Raw genomic sequence first — 16,462 nt, 5'->3', positions numbered from 1 at the left:
GGGATGGTTACTGATGCACTCGATAAATGTCGTACGTCGAAATCGTCGTTTACAGACGTGCGGCGATTTCCATCACTACTATTCGCTAGAAGAGCCCCATTTTTATTCAAAAGACCATCGCCACAGCCGTTCGGGCTGAGCCTGTCGAAGCCGCCCCTCCGCATTCGCTTTCAAACCGCCTCGGCCCTCTTGGGCTGACCCATCGCATCACCACCCCATGTACCTCGGAATCGACTTAGGCACCTCCGGCGTCAAGCTATTGCTGCTGGACGAAGTGCACACCGTCATCGCCACGGCCGATGCCGCCGTGCCCCAGTACCGCCCGCACCCCACCTGGAGCGAGCAGCACCCGGCAGACTGGCTGGCCGCCGTCGAAGCCGCTGTGGCCCAGCTGCGCGTGCAGGTGCCCGCAGCCTGGGCCCAAGTGCGCGGCATCGGCCTGTCGGGCCACATGCACGGCGCCGTGGTGCTGGGCGCGCAGGGCCAGGTGCTGCGCCCCGCTATTCTGTGGAACGACGGCCGCGCCAGCGCCGAATGTGCGCTGCTCGAGCAGGCCGTGCCCACCTCGCGCCAGATCACCGGCAACCTCGCCATGCCCGGCTTCACCGCCCCCAAGCTGCTGTGGCTGCGCACGCACGAGCCCGACGTGTTCGCGCAAATCCGCACCGTGCTGCTGCCCAAAGATTGGCTGCGCCTGCAGCTCACCGGCGATGCAGTGAGCGACATGTCCGACGCATCGGGCACGCTGTGGCTGGACGTGCAGGCGCGCGCCTGGAGCCCGGCCATGTTGCAAGCCTGTGGGCTCGATGTTTCGCACATGCCGGCGCTGGCCGAGGGCAGTGCACCCACCGGCACACTGCGCAGCGATGTGGCGCGGCGCTGGGGGCTGCGCGAAGGTGTCGTCGTGGCCGCAGGCGCCGGCGACAACGCTGCCAGCGCCGTGGGCGTGGGTGCCCGCATGGCGGGGCAGGGCTTTGTGTCGCTGGGCACGTCGGGCGTGGTGTTTCGGGTGACCGATGCGTTTGCCCCCGCCACCGAGCGCGCCGTGCACGCCTTTGCCCACGCGCTGCCAGCGCGTTGGCACCACATGTCCGTCATGCTCAGTGCGGCCAGTGCCTTTGGCTGGGTCACCCGCCTGACTGGCCGCGGCGACGAGGCCCAGCTGTCTGCCGCCGTGGGTGCCTTGCCCGCCAGCCGCCAGGCCCAGGCCCCGCTGTTTTTGCCCTACCTGAGTGGTGAACGCACCCCGCACAACAACGCGGCGGCCACCGGCGTCTTCATGGGCTTGCGGGCCGAGCACGACGCCGCTGACCTGGCCTATGCCGTCATGGAGGGCGTGGGCTTTGGTTTGCTCGATGGCCTCAATGCCATGCGCGCTGCGGGTTCCACCCCAGCCGTTCAGGCTGAGCCTGTCGAAGCCCGTCCCCGTTCCACCACTGAAATCCACTCCAGCCCCCTGGCCCTGGTCGGCGGTGGTGCCCGCAGCAACCCCTGGGCACAGCTGCTGGCCAGCGCCCTGGGCACCCCGCTGCAGCGCCCTGAGGGCGCCCACGCCGCCGCCGCACTGGGCGCAGCCCGCCTGGCCGCCATGGCCTGCGGCGGCGACGAAGCCCATTGGAGCCAACCCCTGGCGGCCGATGCCACGTTCCAACCCGAGCCCGCCCAGCAAGCCCTGCTGGCCGAGCGTTATGCCCGTTTTGTGGCGCTGTATCCGGCGTTGCAAGCGCAATTCTGATCGGCTTTGATCAACGCGCCAGTGGTTGCCGTTTTATTGCCCGCTTTGTCCTCCCTGCCATGACTGTTTCCACCACCCATCAGCCCCCTCCTGTCCAAGTCGCCATCGCGGGCGAAGCCCTCATCGACCTGATCCGCCGCCCCGATGGCGGCTACCTGCCATGCCTGGGCGGCGCGCTGTACAACCTGTGCCGTGCACTGGCCCGCCAGGGCGTGGGCACGCAGTACCTCAACCCCTTGTCGCGCGACCGCTTTGGCCGCGAGCTGGCGGCCCAGTTGGCAGCCGATGGCGTGCACTTGGCGCAGCCCGATCCGGTGCAGCAAGTCACCTCGCTGGCCGTGGTCAACCTCAACGCCCACGGCCACCCCGACTACGCCTTCTACCGCGAAGGCGTGGCCGACCGCGCCGTGTCGGCGCAAGGCCTGGGCCATGCCTGCACTGCCTTGCCCGCTTTGCAGGTGGTCTGCACCGGCGCCCTGGCGCTCGATGCCCGCGACGCCGCCACCTACCTGCCCTGGCTGGCTGCCCAGCGCGCTGCAGGGCACTGCGTGGTGGTCGATGCGAACCTGCGCCCCTCCGTCATGCCCGACCTGGCTGCCTACCGCAGCGCCGTGCACGCCGCCCTGGCCCACGCCCACATCATCAAAGCCAGCGACGAAGACCTGGAACACCTAGCAGTCCCCGGCGCCGATGCGTTTGTCCGTGCCCGCCACCTGCTGGCCGCCAATCCCCAGGCCCATCTGCTGGCCCTGACGCTAGGGGCCAATGGCGCATGGCTGCTGCATCGCAACGGAGTCCAGTGCTTCGCGCAAGAGGCCCAGCCCTTGCCCGTGGCCGACACCGTGGGCGCGGGCGACAGCTTTCTGGCAGGCCTGCTGACCCACCTGCTGCGCCAGTCTCAACCAGCGGGTGCTGGCTCGTTTGCGCAGTGTGTGGAGACGCTGTCAGACACAGCCTGCCAAAAAGCCCTGCACCACGCCCTGGCGAGTGCCAGCCTCTGCGTGATAGAGCAGGGGTGTGTACCGCCGGGGTGGGAGGCTGCGGTGGATTGGGCGCAAAAGCATCCGGCGCAGACGGCGTAGTCCACGGCTGCTGCAAGCGATACAGCCACGCAGCGCTTGTTTTGGGCGGCGCTTGGCTCACCTTGCGACAAGCCTTCCGTAAATTTTCAGGTGGGCCCAAAAGCCGGGTCGAGTTAATGCCCGCAGGTGCGTGTAAACGAAGTCTGGCCCCGGATGCCCGCGTCGCTAAGATCACTGGTGCCTACATCGAGTCAGAGGATCACGGCGGAACCCATCCTTCAGTGCCCAATTTGCAGAGGTTGAATCGCTCTTTGGGCCGTGCAAAGTGCTTTCACATGTCACCACTGCCGCTGGGCACTGTCGTCGAACGTCCATGCGGTTATCTCAAAGTCGATCATCGTTGCAGTGATCGCAGAGGTACTTTTTCTCGCTGGCTTGTCGCTGTACTTTGGATCCTGGTCCTTCGCACTCGGCGTCTGGCTGGCTGCAGGATGCTTATTGGGGTTGGGGGCGGGATGGCTCTTTGTCAGCAGGGCTATGCGTCTGGTGCCGTTGCATCCTCCTCGCGCTGTCCCTGGAACCGGCTATTGAGTGGGTATTTTTCAGATGGAAGGCTGAGCCTGCCGCGCGCGCCCCAGCCACAGCAGCGCAGCGGCGGCCACCACCACGGGCGGCAGCGTCAGTGCGGCCACGGTGCTCCAGCCGTAGGCCGAGAGCAGGCTGCCCGATGCGAACGAGCCGATGACCATGGTGCCGAACACCACGAAGTCGTTGATGGACTGCACGCGCGGGCCTTCCTGTGGCGTGTGGCGTTGGAGCACCATGGCCGACGCACCCAGGAAGCCGAAGTTCCAGCCCACGCCCAGCAGGGCGAGTGCCCACCAGAAATGTGCCACCGTCTGGCCGCTCATGCCCACCAGGGCGGCCGCAGCAGTGAGCGCCAGGCCTGCCAGAACGATGGGGGTTTCGCCAAAGCGGGCGATGAGCCGCCCGGTGAAAAAGCTGGGCAGGTACATGGCTACCACATGCAACTCAATGCCGTAGTTGGAATATTCGCGCGGCAGGCCGCACAGTTCCATGGCCAGCGGTGCCGAGGTCATCATGAAGTTCATCAGCATGTAGCTGACCACGCCGCACAGCATGGCCACCACAAAGCGGGGCTGGCGCACCACGTCCCGGATGGGGCGACCGGCGGCAGGTGGGGCCAATGGCGCCGCGCCTGTAGCAGCGGGCGCGACGGGGCTGCCCGCAAACCGCACACCACGCAGCACCAGGGCCGACAGCACTGACACGGCCGCCGCACACAGGTAGGTGGCGGCGTAGGCGTGCGGTGGCCATTGGTTCATGGTGGCGGTGACCAGTTGCGGTCCCAGCACCCCCGCAAACACGCCACCGGCCAGCACCAGTGACAAGGCACGGGGCTTGTCGGCCGCAGGCACGCATTCGGCTGCCGCGAAGCGAAAGGTGAGCACCACCGCCGCATAGGCACCGCCAAAAAGCATGGCAAGGCAGAACAGCACAAACGATGCTTGCACCAGCGCCAGGCTGGCCAGCAGCCCCGACACCACGCCGCACCCATTGCCCAGAAAGAAGGCTGCATGGCGGCCATGCTTGCGTGCCACCGCGCCCACCGGCAGCGTGGACAAGGCCATGCCGATCACAAACACCGAAATCGGCAACGTGGCCATGCCGGGGCGCGGTGCCAGCAGGTGCCCAATGATGGCTGCCGTGGCATACACCACCGTGGTGTTGGCGCCCGACAGGGCCTGGGCAATCGCCAATCGCAAAACGGAGGGGTGCAGGGTCATGCAGGGCCGATCAGGAAGGTGGATGCGTGTGACGCCCACGCAAATAGGGAGGTGCTCAGTGTGCCTCAGCCATCTGTGGGCAGATTACAGAGCTGCGCTTGCGGGGATGCCCAGGGTGTGCAGGCCGCGTTGCGTGGCGTCCAGTGCCCCGGCCAGGTAACCGGGGTACTGCGGTGACCACTCGCTGCCGATGCCCACAATGCGCTCCGCCCAGGCACCTTCGCTGGTGAAGGCAGCGGGGGCGGCTGCGTGATGGCCGGTGCTGCTTTGGTCTTGTGCGGTGGCGGTCAGTGGGTCCTGGGTCCAATCCTTGAGCGCGTCGGCCACCGGGTGTGCCGCTGCCGGGCCAAACAGCCGTGCCAGTTGGGCTCGGCAGTGCTGGCGCAGCACATCTTCAGATACGGTGGCTCGAACAGCTGCAGGCACACCCACAAAACCAAACAGCGCGGCACCACCGCCGGGCTGCGACAGGTCGTGGATTTCTACCAGGGGTCCGCGTGCGCTGCGGGCTTGGCCTGACAGGCCCTGCTCGCGCCAGAAGGGCGTTTCGTACACAGCGACGTATTTGGCGTGGGGCGCCATCCAGGTGGGCGTGCGTTGCCACGCACTGTGCAAATCTGCAGGCAATGGCGGCTGCCAATCCAACTGCGCCACGGCCAGGCGCGGGGGCAGGGCCAGCAGAACATGCTCGGCCTGCCAGTGGTGGTCTTGCCCCAGGGCGTCCGCACTCGTCAGGTGCACCTGCGCGCCGTCGGCCCGCAGGCTGCGCACCGTGTGGCCTGTGCGGATTTGGTGCGGGGGCACCTCGGCCTGCAGCGCATCTACCAGGGCTTCGGTGCCACCCAGCAGGCGCATGGACGCAGGCGATTGGGCGTAGCCGGGCACGCGCATGGGAGCGCTCTGGGCCGACTGCTCGATCAGCGCGTGCAAGTCGGGCTGAAAGTCTGGCCAGTACCAGCTTGGGCCCAGGTCAAAGCGGTGCAGCGCAGCCGTTGCGGGTGTGGAGCTGGCCGGGCTGTGGAAAGAGGTGATGCGCCCGCCCAGTGCGCTGCGTGCTTCCAGCAACACAAAGTCATGGATGCCTTGGCGATGCAGAGCACGGGCTGCCAGCAGGCCGCTGAGGCCCCCACCGAGGATGGCGATGCGCGTAGAGGTCATGGAGGTTGGCAGCATGGGGCTCAAGCCGTGGCGATGTGGGGCGCAGTGCTTTTGAGGAGCACGGTAGCGCCTTGCGCGCCAGCGTGCCACACCGCCGTAGAACCCGGCGGCAGGCGCAACCAGCCGCGTTCGGGCAGCTCGTCGGTTGCGCTGTGCAGGCTGCCTTGGATGACGAAGGCTTCGGTTTGCCGTGTGGCCAGTAGGGGCAGCTGGCGTTGGGGTGCCAGGCGCAGCAGCCGGGTGTGCTCGTCGGCGTCGCGGTACAGCTCGCACGCAGCGTGCTCGCCTTCGGTGGCCCAGCAAGCCGTGTCATGGGTGTTGATGCGCAGCGACTCGCCAGCGGGGGCATTGGGGGCGGGCGGCAGATGCCCCAGCTTCACAAAAATCACGGCGCCCTCGGTGCTGTGCGGGGCGTGGCCCGAGCCTGCCGGGTTGCGCAGGTACCAGCCCTGGGGGTAGTGGTGGTCGCCTTCGGAAAACACACCCGACAGCACCAGAATTTCTTCACCCGCGGGGTGCTGGTGGTGCGGAAACCGCGAGTCGGGCGCGTAGCGCACGATGCTGGTGGCCCGCCCGCGCTCCGCGCCCGTGCGGTCGAGCATGATGCGTTCCACTCCCGCCTGGGGTGAGGCCACCCACTGGTGCTGCTGGGGGTGTACGAGCGCAGGTTGGGTGAAGTCGACGTTGATTTGCATGGAAGGGATCACCTCTGGGGGCGGTTGCGGCTTGAAGACTCGCGTATTTTTAGGTCTGGAGGCCTCTTGAACAACTGAGATAAAGTCGCAATCCACCAAAGAAAAACTTTATGGGTATGCGATCAATAGCCCACCTTAACGCCCTGCGTGCCTTTGAAGCCAGTGCCAGGCACCAGAGTTTTTCTCTGGCGGCGCAAGAGCTGAATGTGACCCCTGCGGCGGTAGGCCAGTTGGTGCGCACGTTGGAAGACTGGCTGGGCAGCCCGCTGTTCGTGCGCAGCACCAGCGGCCGCGCCCGGCTGGTGACCACGGAGGTGGCCGAGCAGGCCTTGCCTGACATACGTGCGGGGCTGGAGCGCTTGGCTGTGGGGCTGGAGCGCTTGCGCAGTGGCAGCGCGGGCGGCGTGCTCACGGTGACTGTGAGCCCGGCGTTTGCCGCCAAGTGGCTGCTTCCGCGCATTGAGCGCTTTCAGGCCGCCTGGCCTGAGACCGATTTGCGGCTGGACACCAGCCTGAAGCCGGTGGACTTTGTGGCCCAGCGCATCGACGTGGGCGTGCGCTATGGCCGGGGTCAGTGGCCAGGGTTGGCGGCAGAGAAGTTGATGGACGAAGAGGTGTACCCCGTGTGCGCCCCGGCGTTGCTGGCCACGGCAACGCTGCAGGCCCCGGGCGATTTGCGCGGGCAGGTGCTCATCCATGACCAGTCTGTTGATACCAGCACGGGTTTTGCCAGCTGGCAGGCCTGGCTGCGCCATGCGGGGGTGCAGGGGGTGCCCACCGACCGGGGCTTGCGCATCAACAACTCGGCCGCCGTGCTGCAGGCGGCCATTGATGGCCAAGGCGTGGCGCTGGCGCGCAGCGTGATGGCGCATGACGACCTGGCTGCGGGCCGGCTGGTGCGGCTGTTTCCGCAAGTGCGGCTGGAATCGGCCCTGGCGTATTACGTGGTGTACCGTCCCGAATGCATCGCACAGCCCAAGGTGGCCGCGTTTCGGGACTGGCTGCTGCGGGAGGCCCATGGCCCCGCGTAGGTTCCCAGCGCTGTTTAGGCTTTCAGCACGCGCCCAGGGTTCATGATGCCCTGCGGATCCAGCGCCTGCTTGATGGCGCGCATCATCGACAGCGCCACGGGCGACTGGTACTTCTCCAGCTTGTCGGCCTTGAGCTCGCCCACGCCGTGCTCGGCAGAGAACGAGCCGCCAAACTCAGCCACGGCGTCGTACACCAGCTGGTGTACGCGCTCTTCGTTGTCACGCAGGAAGGCCTTGGGGTCGCCCTCCACAGGTGCCTGCACGTTGTAGTGCAGGTTGCCATCGCCCAGGTGGCCGAAGTTGACCAGGCGCACGCCGGGAATCTCGCGCTGCAGCACCGCATCGGTGTGCGCCACAAAGGCGGGGATGCGCGAGATCTGTACCGAGATGTCGTGCTTGATGTTCAGGCCCTCTTCGGCCTGGGCGAGGGGAATGTTCTCGCGGATGTGCCAGAGCTGGTGCGCCTGCGTGAGGTTTTCGGCCACTACGGCATCGGTGACGCAGCCGACCTCAAACGCTTTTTCGAGCAGAGATTCGAAGCGCGCGCGGGCGTGTTCTTCGGATTCGCTGTCGGAATTTTCGAGCAGCACGCACCAGGGCGCATCGTCCTGGCCCAGGAAGGGCACGCGCAGTTGCGGCATGTGCTTGCCCACCAGGCTCAGCGCAAACTGGCCCATCACCTCAAAGCCCGTCAGGCCCGCGCCCAGCTTCTGGTGCGCCATGCCCAGCAGTTGCACGGCGTGTTCCATGGAAGGCACGGCGGCCCAGGCGGTGAGCTTGGCGGCGGGCTGGGGGTAGAGCTTCATGCACGCGGCGGTGATGATGCCCAGCGTGCCTTCGCTGCCGATGAACAGATCGCGCAGATCGTAGCCCGTGTTGTCCTTGCGCAGGCCTTTGAGGCCGCTCCACACCTCGCCCTGCGGGGTGACGACTTCCAGCCCCAGGCACAGGTCGCGCGTATTGCCGTAGCGCACCACCTGCGTGCCGCCCGCGTTGGTGCCCAGGTTGCCGCCAATGGTGCAACTGCCCTCGGCCGCCAGCGACAGGGGGAACAGTGCGCCCGCATTGCGCGCCACTTCCTGCAGGTTTTGCAGGATGCAGCCGGCCTCCACGGTCATGGTGAGGTTGTCGGTGTCCACGTTGCGCACGGCGTTCATGCGCGTGAGGCTGAGCACGATCTGCGTGCCCGATGCATCGGGCGTGGAGCCCACGGCCAGCCCGGTGTTGCCGCCCTGCGGCACGATGGCGGTGCCTGCCGCAGCGCAGGCCTTGACCACCGCTGCCACTTCGGGCGTGCTGGCCGGGCGCACCACAGCCAGGGCCTTGCCGCGCACGCGGCGGCGCCAGTCTTGTTCCCAGGCGGTGAGGTCGCCTTCGGTCAGTACATGGGCATCGCCCACGATGGAGCGCAGGGTGTCAAGCAAAGAGGTCATGGCAGAGCGTCTTCAAGATCGGTAAACAGGAGGACTGGCGGTGGCGTGTCAGACAGACGCCCCGGCGGTATCGACCGCCGCCCGGGCGTTGCGCTGGCGCAGGCGCACATGCAGCGTGCAGGCGGTGAACAGCACCAGGCACAGCGCCACTTCGGCCCAGGCCAGCCACTGTGATGGGGGCTTGTCGCTCCAGCCGCGCACCACGCCTTCGGTGAAATACAGCCAGATCACCAGGCTGACCCAGCGGTAGGTGTACATGCGGTTCTTGAGGATGCCTGCCAGCGGGATGCACAGCGGCAGGGCCTTGATGGCCAGCCAGGTGCCACCGGGGCGCACAGGTGCCAGCACCAGCTCCCAGGCCAGGCACAGAACGATCAGGGCCAGCAGGCTGCCCGTGGCCACCCAGCGTGTAGCGGCAACGCCGTGGTCGGCGGGGGGATTGGGGATGGCGGGGGATGCAGTCATTGGGGTGGCATCATATCGGCCATGTTCTTTCTAGATCGTGCTATGCACTTTTACGTACCCACGTTGGCCTGGTGGCCCAACCCTTCGGGAAAGCCGGGGAAAGGCCCGGCCGCGTTGTTGCAGAACGCTTGCGGTATCCATACCGCGGCGCGTCCTGCGCCTAGTTGCCTGGCCTTTCCCCGGCTTTCGTGGGCACGTAAAAGTGCATAGCACGCTCCAGACAGCCGCACTGCGCGTGGAGGCGCTCATGACCGAGCTGTCGCACTTCCCGTGGAAGACCACAGCCCAGACATTGCGCGAGCGCTTTCGTGAAGACCACCTGGGCCTCACGGCCAGCAGCCTGACCTTCACCACCATCCTGGCGCTGGTGCCGTTCTTTACCGTGGCGTTGGCGGTGTTCACCGCCTTCCCCATCTTTGGCAAGCTGCAAGATGCGCTGCAGGGCTGGCTGGTCAGCAGCCTGGTGCCTGACAGCATCTCGCGCCAGGTGCTGGGCTACCTCACGCTGTTTGCCTCCAAGGCCAGCAGCCTGGGGGCGGCGGGGTTCAGCATTCTGCTGGCCACGGCGCTGGCGTTGATACTCACCATCGACCGCACGCTCAACGACATCTGGCGCGTGCAGCGCCTGCGTCCGCTGGGGCAGCGGGTGCTGATCTACTGGGCCGCGATCACGCTGGGCCCGCTGCTGATGGGCGCGAGCCTCGCGCTCACGTCGTATGTGATGTCGGCATCGGGTGGGCTGGTCAAGCGCCTGCCCGACGGGGTGCAACTGCTGTTTGATTCGATCCAGTTTGTGGTGCTGGCGGGCGGCATGGCGGCGCTTTACCACTATGTGCCCAACACGCCGGTGAAGTGGCGCCACGCCTGGACGGGCGGGCTGTTTGTGGCCGTGTGCATTGAGCTGGCCAAGAAAGTGCTGGCGGTGTACCTGGGCAAGGTGCCCACCTATTCGGTGGTGTATGGCGCGTTTGCCACGCTGCCCATCCTGCTGGTGTGGATCTATGTGGCCTGGGTCATTGTGCTGCTGGGTGCGGTGGTCACAGCCTATTTGCCCAGCCTGCTGGCGGGCGTGGCGCGGCGCGGTACGGTGGCGGGCTGGACGTTTCAGCTGGCGGTGGAGGTGCTACAGCAGTTGCACCGCGTACGCCACCAGCCCCTCAAGGGCCTGCGCCCCAGCCAGCTCGCGCAGTTGCTGCGGGTGGATGGGTTGCAGCTGGCCCCGGTGCTGGAGGCGCTGACTGCGCTGGACTGGGTGGGCCAGGTCAACGATGCGGCGGTGGGCGAAGCGGATGTGCCCGAGTCCCGCTATGTGCTGCTGGCCAACCCGGGTGCCACCCCCCTGGCGCCGCTGGTGCAGCGGCTGCTGCTGGAGCGCTCTGAAAGCTTGCAACCGCTGTGGGCAAAAGCCCGGCTGGAAGGCTTGCTGCTGGAGGATGTGCTGCAGACCAGCGCGCGTACTGAGCCTGCGTTGGGCGTGCAGCGGATGGTTTAGTTTTGCTATATAAATAATAGCTGCTAGCGCTTGATTGGTAAGCGCTAGAGCCTGTTTTTTCTTGAATTGTTCACGGCGGAAGGTGCGCGAATCAGTGCTTCAAAACGGCACCTTCCCGGTCCAGATGTCCTTGTACATCACCCAGTCGCCCATGAAGCTGTAGAGCGGCCGCTTGAAGCTGGCGGGCTTGTTCTTTTCAAAGCCGAAGTGCCCCACCCAGGCAAAGCCGTAGCCGCAGAGCAGGCCATACAGCAGGTACTGCGGCTTGCCCGTGGCCAGCAGCATGGCCAGGCAGAGCAGGCTGAGCGTGGAGCCAACGAAGTGCAGGCGGCGGCAGGTGCGGTTGCTGTGCTCGCTCAGGTAGAACGGGTAGAACTCCGCAAAGCTTTTGAAGGCCCGAGGGTCCGTGCCGGGCGCGGGTTGCGGGGTGGCAGTCTGGCTGGTCATGGCGTTGTCTCCGGGCGGGGGTAAAGCCCCTCTGCCCGCGTTATACGCCACAGTTCTGGCGCGCACCAGTGGGGCAGTGCGGGTGGGCTGTCGCCAACGGGTCTGCCACCTTGAACCAGCGATTGAAACCCCGGCGGACTGTCAGCGCGCCGGGGTTTGGGGGCTCACCGGGCCAGGAAGTCCCGGATGGCGGCCAGTGTCTCTTCGGGCGCCTCGGTCATCTGGTTATGGCCCACGGGCAGGTGTGTGATCTGCACCTGCTTGCCCGCCGCCTGGGCGGCCTTGATGAGTCCTTGCGCCGCTTTGGGCGAGGTCATCTGGTCCTGGCTGCCCAGGGCAAACAGCACCGGGCAGGTCAGTTGCGCCATGGCCGCCTCGCCGCCTGCGTAGCTGTCGCAGGCCACAAAACCCCGGTGGAACACATTGACTGCCGTATTGCTGCGCAGCACCTTGCGCCCCAGCGCCATGCCCGCCCCAAACACCCAGGTGCCCGGGCCCAGGGCCGATGGGGGCGCAGACAAGGTGCTGCGCGAGAACACATTGACCATGCGCATCGCCTTCTCCGGGTCGGTCTGCGAGGCCTCGATGAGTGCGGGCGACACCTTCATCGGGAACGCCGTGCCCACCAGCACCAGATGGCTGATGCGGTCCTTGAGCCGCGCGGCCGCCTCCATGGCAATGAGCGATCCCCAGCTGTGGCCCACCAGTGCCGCGCGCTGCACGCCCGCGACATCCAGCAGCGCGCCGATGAAGTCCGCGCCTTGCTCCACCGTGGCGGGCGCATCGCCGCCACTGCGGCAGTGGCCGGGCAGGTCGATGGCCAGCACGTTCCAGCCGTGGTTGGCCATGTAGCGGCTTTGCAGGGCCCACACGCTGTGGTCGTTAAGCACGCCGTGGATGAACACCACGGTAGGCTTGGCGGCATCGAAGGCCTTGCCGCCGGTGTAGGCGTAGATGGCGGCACCGTTGACGTTGATATGCATGGTCAGGCCCCCGCTTTCTCAGCGGCTTTCAGCGCGCGCTTCAGGTCGTCGATGAGGTCGTCGGCGTCTTCGAGACCGATGGACAGGCGGATCGTGCCCTGGCTGATGCCTGCGCCCGCCAGCGCCTCGTCGCTCATGCGGAAGTGCGTGGTGCTGGCAGGGTGGATCACCAGGCTGCGGCAGTCGCCCACATTGGCCAGGTGGCTGAAGACCCTGAGGGTTTCGATGAACTTCTTGCCCTGCTCTCGGTTGCCCTTGAGGTCAAAGCTGAACACCGAGCCCGCGCCGCGTGGCAGCAGCTTTTGCGCGAGGGCATGGCTGGGGTGAGACTCCAGCAAGGGGTGGCCCACGCGCGACACAAACGGCTGCGCGGCCAGAAATTCGACCACCTTCTCGGTGTTGCGCATGTGCTGCGCCATGCGCAGCGGCAGGGTCTCGATGCCCTGCAGGATGAGCCAGGCCGTGTGCGGGCTCATGCAGGCGCCAAAGTCGCGCAGGCCCTCGCGCCGCGCACGCAACAGAAAGGCGCCCACGGTGCTCTCTTCGGTGAACACCATGTTGTGAAAGCCATCGTAGGGCTGCGTCAGCTCGGCAAACTTGCCAGCCGACTTTGGACCATCCCAGTCAAAGCTGCCGCCGTCCACCACGATGCCACCCACCACGGTGCCGTGGCCCGAGAGGAACTTGGTGGCCGAGTGGTAGACCAGATCTGCGCCATGTTCAAACGGCTTGATAAGCCAAGGCGAGGTGAGGGTGGAATCCACCAGCAGTGGCACACCCGCTTCGTGCGCAATGGACGACACGGTGGGGATGTCCAGCACATCCAGGCCGGGGTTGCCCACGGTTTCGCCAAAGAACAGGCGGGTAGTGGAGCGCACCGCAGCGCGCCAGCCGTCGATGTCGCCCGGCTTCACAAACGTGGTCTCGATGCCGAAGCGCGACAGCGTGTAGTGCAGCAGGTTTTGTGAGCCGCCATACAGCGCCGTGCTGGCCACGATGTGGCTGCCTGCGCCCATCAGCGTGGCAATCGCCAGGTGCAGTGCGGCCTGGCCACTGGCGGTGGCAATGGCACCCACGCCGCCTTCCAGGGCGGCCACGCGCTGCTCCAGCACCGCGTTGGTGGGGTTGCTGATGCGACTGTACACATGGCCGCCGCGTTCCAGGTTGAAGAGGGAGGCCGCGTGGTCGCTCGACTCAAAGACGAACGAGGTGGTCAGGTGGATGGGGGTGGCGCGTGCGCCGGTGGCGGGGTCGGGGCTGGCGCCTGCGTGCAGCGCCAGCGTGTCGAAGCCGGGGTCTGAATAACCGGGCATGGGTTCTGTCTCCGATGTTGTCGATGTGAGCGTAAATTGTGGGCTATATTTGATGCGATTACGCCTACAGCGCAGCGCGCCCCCCGGAGACCTTGCACCATGAAAGTCAGCGACATCCTTCGCGTCAAAGGAAACACCCTCTACACCGTGACGCCGGACGAGCCTTTGGCCCAAGCGGCCCAGGTGATGGCCGAGAAAGACATTGGGTCGCTGGTGGTGATGGAGCTCGGTGACCTGGTAGGCATGCTCACTTTCCGCGAAGTGATCCAGGCCATGGTGCGCAACGGGGGCTCGGTGGGCACCATGCGCGTGCGCTCTGCGATGGACGATGCGCCATTGACCTGCACGCTGGAAACCGACATGGACGAGGTGCGCCGCATGATGCTGGACCGCCACGCCCGTTACATGCCCGTGATGGACAAGCGCATGCTCATGGGCGTGATCAGCTTCTACGACGTGGCCAAGGCCGTGGTAGACAGCCAGAACTTCGAAAACCAGATGCTCAAGGCCTACATCCGCGACTGGCCTGCGGAAGACGATACCAAGGCCTGAGCGCAGGGGCTGCTGCCCAGGTGCTCAGCTGCAGCAAACGGCGCTGGCTTCCAAAGACCACGCGTGCAGCATGTGTGCCGGCATGGGGCGGCCCAGCAGGTAGCCCTGCATCACCTCGCAGCCGTGCTCTTTCAGCCAGCGGCACTGCTGCGACGTTTCCACGCCCTCGGCCACCACGGTCATGCCCAGACTCTTCGCGATGCTCAGCACGGAAATCGTGAGTGCTCGGGCCGTTTCGCTGTGTTCCAGGTCCTGCACGAAAGACTTGTCCAGCTTCAGCTCTGTGATTGGCAGGCGGTGCAGGTAGCTCAGGCTAGAGTAGCCGGTGCCAAAGTCATCCAGTGACAGGCGAAATCCCTGCTGGCTCAGCAACTCGATGTTCTCCTGGGTTATCTCGCGCGCATCCATCATCACGCTCTCGGTGATTTCCAGCAGCAGGTCGTGCGCCGCCAAGCCATGCTGGCGCAAGGTGTCGCTCACGTTCTGCGCAAACCCTTTTTGGTGAAAACTGCGCCCGGACAGATTCACTGCCACATGCGGCACCTCAACGCCGGCTGCGCGCCAGGTGTTGATTTGCTGGCAGACCTCATTCACCAGCCAATCGGTAAGCGCCGGAATCAACCCGGTTTCTTCGGCCAGTGGAATGAACTGCGCTGGAGAGACTGCGCCCCATTCGGGATGGCTCCAGCGGGCCAGGGCCTCCATGCCGTGCAGCGCCAGCACCGGGTCCGAGGTGATCTGGGGCTGGTAGTGCAGGGTCAGCTCGCCACGCTCCAGTGCGTGGTGCAGGGCCCGCTCCATGGCAGCGCGTTCCTGCGCGCGCCGGTTCATCTCCTGGCTGAAAAGTTGCAGGCTGTGGCGATGGTCGCTTTTGGCCTGGTACATCGCCTGGTCAGCATGGCGCACCAGGGTGTCGATGTCAGTGCCGTCATAGGGATAAATGGAAATCCCGACGCTGGCGCTGGGCAGGTTGATCTGCCCCTGGATGTCTACCGGCATGGCGATGCTGCCCAGTACACGCTGCGCCGTTTGCACCGCTTGTTCCGTGGTGCAGTTAGACAGCAGCAGTACGAATTCGTCGCCCGACAGGCGGCCAATGCAGTCCTGGGCGCGCACGCATTCGCCCAGGCGCTGCGCCACCACCCGCAGCAAGATGTCTCCGGCCGCATGGCCCTGGGTGTCGTTGACCTGCTTGAATCGGTCCAGGTCCACGAAGAGCAGGGCGCCGGTCTGGTGGTCACGTGCCATGCTGGACAGGGCCCTTTCCGCGTTGTTGCGGAACATGGCGCGGTTGGGCAGGCCGGTCAGCACGTCAAAGAACGCCAGCTGGTGGATGCGCTGGCGCGAAGCGTCGCGCTCAATGGCCAGGGCGCACAGGTGCAGGCAGACCTGCACCAGGCTCTTGTGCAGCGCATTGGGTTCGCGCGGCTCCTTGAAATAAAACGCGAATGTGCCAACCACCTGCCCCTGGTGGTTTTTGATGGGGCTGGACCAGCAGGCCTTCAGTCCGGTCGATTCGAAGAGAGCGCGGCAGTCATCCCAACGCGGGTCGGTGGCGATGCTGGTGGTGACCACAGGCTTGCCCAAATAGGCCGCCGTGCCGCAGGAGCCAACGTTGGGGCCGATCTGCACGCCATCGAGTGCCGCGCAGGTGTGGTCTGGTAAACCGGGGGCCGCCAGGGGATGAACCCGGCCGTTCGTGTCTACCGTCAGGATGGAGGCCGTGACCTCCGGGGCAATGTTTTCCACCTCTTTGCACACCCTGGTCATCAGCTCGGGCAGGCTGGTTTCGCTAACCATGCTTTCGAGCACGCGCTTTTGCAGCACTTCATGCATCTTGGTCAGGGTGATGTCGGTGAGCACCGTGATGGAGCCGCCGGGACCTCCCTGTGCTTCATCCGCTTTGTTGACCACCATCGATACCCAGCGCGGTTGGCCATCGCGGCTGTAGATGAGCGCATCGCCGTGGTAATGCCCTTGCAGGCGCAATCCGCTGCGAATGGCTTCCGTCAGGCCCTGGTGCGTGTGCGGGCCCTGCAGCATGTCGCTGAGGTAACGGCCCCGCGCCTCGTCAATGGTGAAGCCAAAAAGGCGCGTGAAGCCCTGGTTGACATACACCACCTGCCGGTCGCGGTTGGTCAGCGCGATGGCGTTGTCGCTGCAATCCAGGGCTTGGCGCAAGGGGCTGTCGGCCAGCAGGGGGGCGGCTCATGGTGCAACAGAGTGCGTGGCGTGGCGGGGGCTCCATGGAGCGATGGGGAGGTTGGCATGCGCTTCTCAAGAGTCTGACCCCATGCTAGTCCTACACAGGCGCTCTGCCAAGCGCTC

General features: G+C 65.9%; 14 protein-coding genes. 5 read left to right on the top strand and 9 right to left on the bottom strand.

Annotated elements, in window-relative coordinates:
* Positions 1–217 precede the first annotated feature (217 nt).
* On the top strand, positions 218–1,735 hold the full coding sequence (xylB, locus tag BDD18_RS04100) for a xylulokinase (RefSeq protein WP_142081541.1): 1,518 nt from the start codon (positions 218–220) through the stop codon (positions 1,733–1,735).
* A gap of 59 nt (positions 1,736–1,794) precedes the next feature.
* The gene (locus BDD18_RS04095; protein ID WP_066693313.1) at positions 1,795–2,817 is read left to right on the top strand and encodes a PfkB family carbohydrate kinase; all 1,023 of its coding nucleotides are present in this window, start codon (positions 1,795–1,797) and stop codon (positions 2,815–2,817) included.
* Positions 2,818–3,359: 542 nt separating this feature from the next.
* On the opposite strand, the gene BDD18_RS04090 is transcribed toward BDD18_RS04095, so the two are convergent.
* The 3 genes from BDD18_RS04090 to BDD18_RS04080 all read right to left on the bottom strand — a co-directional run bounded on the left by BDD18_RS04090 (position 3,360) and on the right by BDD18_RS04080 (position 6,418).
* Positions 3,360–4,565 carry an MFS transporter gene (locus BDD18_RS04090; protein WP_066693316.1) on the bottom strand — a complete coding sequence of 402 codons (1,206 nt, stop codon included), beginning with the start codon at positions 4,563–4,565 and terminating at the stop codon, positions 3,360–3,362.
* 84 nt (positions 4,566–4,649) lie between these two features.
* A complete protein-coding gene (locus BDD18_RS04085) occupies positions 4,650–5,723 on the bottom strand; it encodes an FAD-dependent oxidoreductase (protein ID WP_066693320.1) in 1,074 nt (357 codons plus the stop codon).
* Positions 5,724–5,743: 20 nt separating this feature from the next.
* Complete coding sequence (locus BDD18_RS04080; protein WP_142081539.1) at positions 5,744–6,418, bottom strand: cupin domain-containing protein; 675 nt, start codon at positions 6,416–6,418, stop codon at positions 5,744–5,746.
* A 116-nt stretch (positions 6,419–6,534) separates the two neighbouring features.
* Between BDD18_RS04080 and gcvA the strand changes: the two genes are divergently transcribed.
* A complete protein-coding gene (gcvA, locus tag BDD18_RS04075) occupies positions 6,535–7,449 on the top strand; it encodes a transcriptional regulator GcvA (protein ID WP_142082511.1) in 915 nt (304 codons plus the stop codon).
* A gap of 14 nt (positions 7,450–7,463) precedes the next feature.
* Here gcvA and BDD18_RS04070 read toward each other — a convergent pair whose 3' ends face one another.
* Both BDD18_RS04070 and BDD18_RS04065 read right to left on the bottom strand, forming a co-directional pair.
* Positions 7,464–8,882, bottom strand: a complete 1,419-nt coding sequence (locus BDD18_RS04070; protein ID WP_142081537.1) for an FAD-binding oxidoreductase — start codon at positions 8,880–8,882, stop codon at positions 7,464–7,466.
* Positions 8,883–8,930: 48 nt separating this feature from the next.
* Complete coding sequence (locus tag BDD18_RS04065; RefSeq protein WP_142081535.1) at positions 8,931–9,347, bottom strand: DUF2069 domain-containing protein; 417 nt, start codon at positions 9,345–9,347, stop codon at positions 8,931–8,933.
* A gap of 247 nt (positions 9,348–9,594) precedes the next feature.
* Between BDD18_RS04065 and BDD18_RS04060 the strand changes: the two genes are divergently transcribed.
* Positions 9,595–10,839 carry a YihY family inner membrane protein gene (locus tag BDD18_RS04060; RefSeq protein ID WP_066698339.1) on the top strand — a complete coding sequence of 415 codons (1,245 nt, stop codon included), beginning with the start codon at positions 9,595–9,597 and terminating at the stop codon, positions 10,837–10,839.
* Positions 10,840–10,938: 99 nt separating this feature from the next.
* Here BDD18_RS04060 and BDD18_RS04055 read toward each other — a convergent pair whose 3' ends face one another.
* From BDD18_RS04055 to BDD18_RS04045, 3 genes are all read right to left on the bottom strand, one after another.
* Positions 10,939–11,286: an Mpo1-like protein gene (locus BDD18_RS04055; protein WP_142081533.1), complete on the bottom strand. Its 348-nt coding sequence runs from the start codon at positions 11,284–11,286 to the stop codon at positions 10,939–10,941.
* A gap of 164 nt (positions 11,287–11,450) precedes the next feature.
* The gene (locus BDD18_RS04050; protein ID WP_142081531.1) at positions 11,451–12,269 is read right to left on the bottom strand and encodes an alpha/beta fold hydrolase; all 819 of its coding nucleotides are present in this window, start codon (positions 12,267–12,269) and stop codon (positions 11,451–11,453) included.
* 2 nt (positions 12,270–12,271) lie between these two features.
* A complete protein-coding gene (locus BDD18_RS04045; RefSeq protein WP_142081529.1) occupies positions 12,272–13,582 on the bottom strand; it encodes an O-acetylhomoserine aminocarboxypropyltransferase in 1,311 nt (436 codons plus the stop codon).
* 99 nt (positions 13,583–13,681) lie between these two features.
* Here BDD18_RS04045 and BDD18_RS04040 point away from each other — a divergent pair, with 99 nt between their 5' ends.
* Positions 13,682–14,134: a CBS domain-containing protein gene (locus BDD18_RS04040; RefSeq protein ID WP_066691606.1), complete on the top strand. Its 453-nt coding sequence runs from the start codon at positions 13,682–13,684 to the stop codon at positions 14,132–14,134.
* A gap of 24 nt (positions 14,135–14,158) precedes the next feature.
* Here the strand turns inward: BDD18_RS04040 and BDD18_RS04035 are convergent, their stop codons facing one another.
* A complete protein-coding gene (locus tag BDD18_RS04035) occupies positions 14,159–16,315 on the bottom strand; it encodes a bifunctional diguanylate cyclase/phosphodiesterase (RefSeq protein WP_244938976.1) in 2,157 nt (718 codons plus the stop codon).
* Positions 16,316–16,462 lie beyond the last annotated feature (147 nt).

The organism is Acidovorax temperans (genome assembly GCF_006716905.1).
Taxonomy (GTDB): Bacteria; Pseudomonadota; Gammaproteobacteria; order Burkholderiales; family Burkholderiaceae_C; genus Acidovorax; species Acidovorax temperans.
Note: the sequence above shows the minus strand (reverse complement) of the source record. Positions and strands in the feature narration are given on the sequence as shown.

Bases quoted from the DNA above. Each gene is read 5' to 3' on its own strand.
- BDD18_RS04070 (WP_142081537.1), bottom strand. From the start codon at position 8,882: ATGACCTCTTTGCTTGACACCCTGCGCTCCATCGTGGGCGATGCCCAT.
- BDD18_RS04055 (WP_142081533.1), bottom strand. From the start codon at position 11,286: ATGACCAGCCAGACTGCCACCCCGCAACCCGCGCCCGGCACGGACCCT.
- BDD18_RS04085 (WP_066693320.1), bottom strand. From the start codon at position 5,723: ATGACCTCTACGCGCATCGCCATCCTCGGTGGGGGCCTCAGCGGCCTG.
- BDD18_RS04090 (WP_066693316.1), bottom strand. From the start codon at position 4,565: ATGACCCTGCACCCCTCCGTTTTGCGATTGGCGATTGCCCAGGCCCTG.
- BDD18_RS04060 (WP_066698339.1), top strand. From the start codon at position 9,595: ATGACCGAGCTGTCGCACTTCCCGTGGAAGACCACAGCCCAGACATTG.
- BDD18_RS04065 (WP_142081535.1), bottom strand. From the start codon at position 9,347: ATGACTGCATCCCCCGCCATCCCCAATCCCCCCGCCGACCACGGCGTT.
- BDD18_RS04040 (WP_066691606.1), top strand. From the start codon at position 13,682: ATGAAAGTCAGCGACATCCTTCGCGTCAAAGGAAACACCCTCTACACC.
- xylB (WP_142081541.1), top strand. From the start codon at position 218: ATGTACCTCGGAATCGACTTAGGCACCTCCGGCGTCAAGCTATTGCTG.
- BDD18_RS04080 (WP_142081539.1), bottom strand. From the start codon at position 6,418: ATGCAAATCAACGTCGACTTCACCCAACCTGCGCTCGTACACCCCCAG.
- gcvA (WP_142082511.1), top strand. From the start codon at position 6,535: ATGCGATCAATAGCCCACCTTAACGCCCTGCGTGCCTTTGAAGCCAGT.
- BDD18_RS04095 (WP_066693313.1), top strand. From the start codon at position 1,795: ATGACTGTTTCCACCACCCATCAGCCCCCTCCTGTCCAAGTCGCCATC.
- BDD18_RS04050 (WP_142081531.1), bottom strand. From the start codon at position 12,269: ATGCATATCAACGTCAACGGTGCCGCCATCTACGCCTACACCGGCGGC.
- BDD18_RS04045 (WP_142081529.1), bottom strand. From the start codon at position 13,582: ATGCCCGGTTATTCAGACCCCGGCTTCGACACGCTGGCGCTGCACGCA.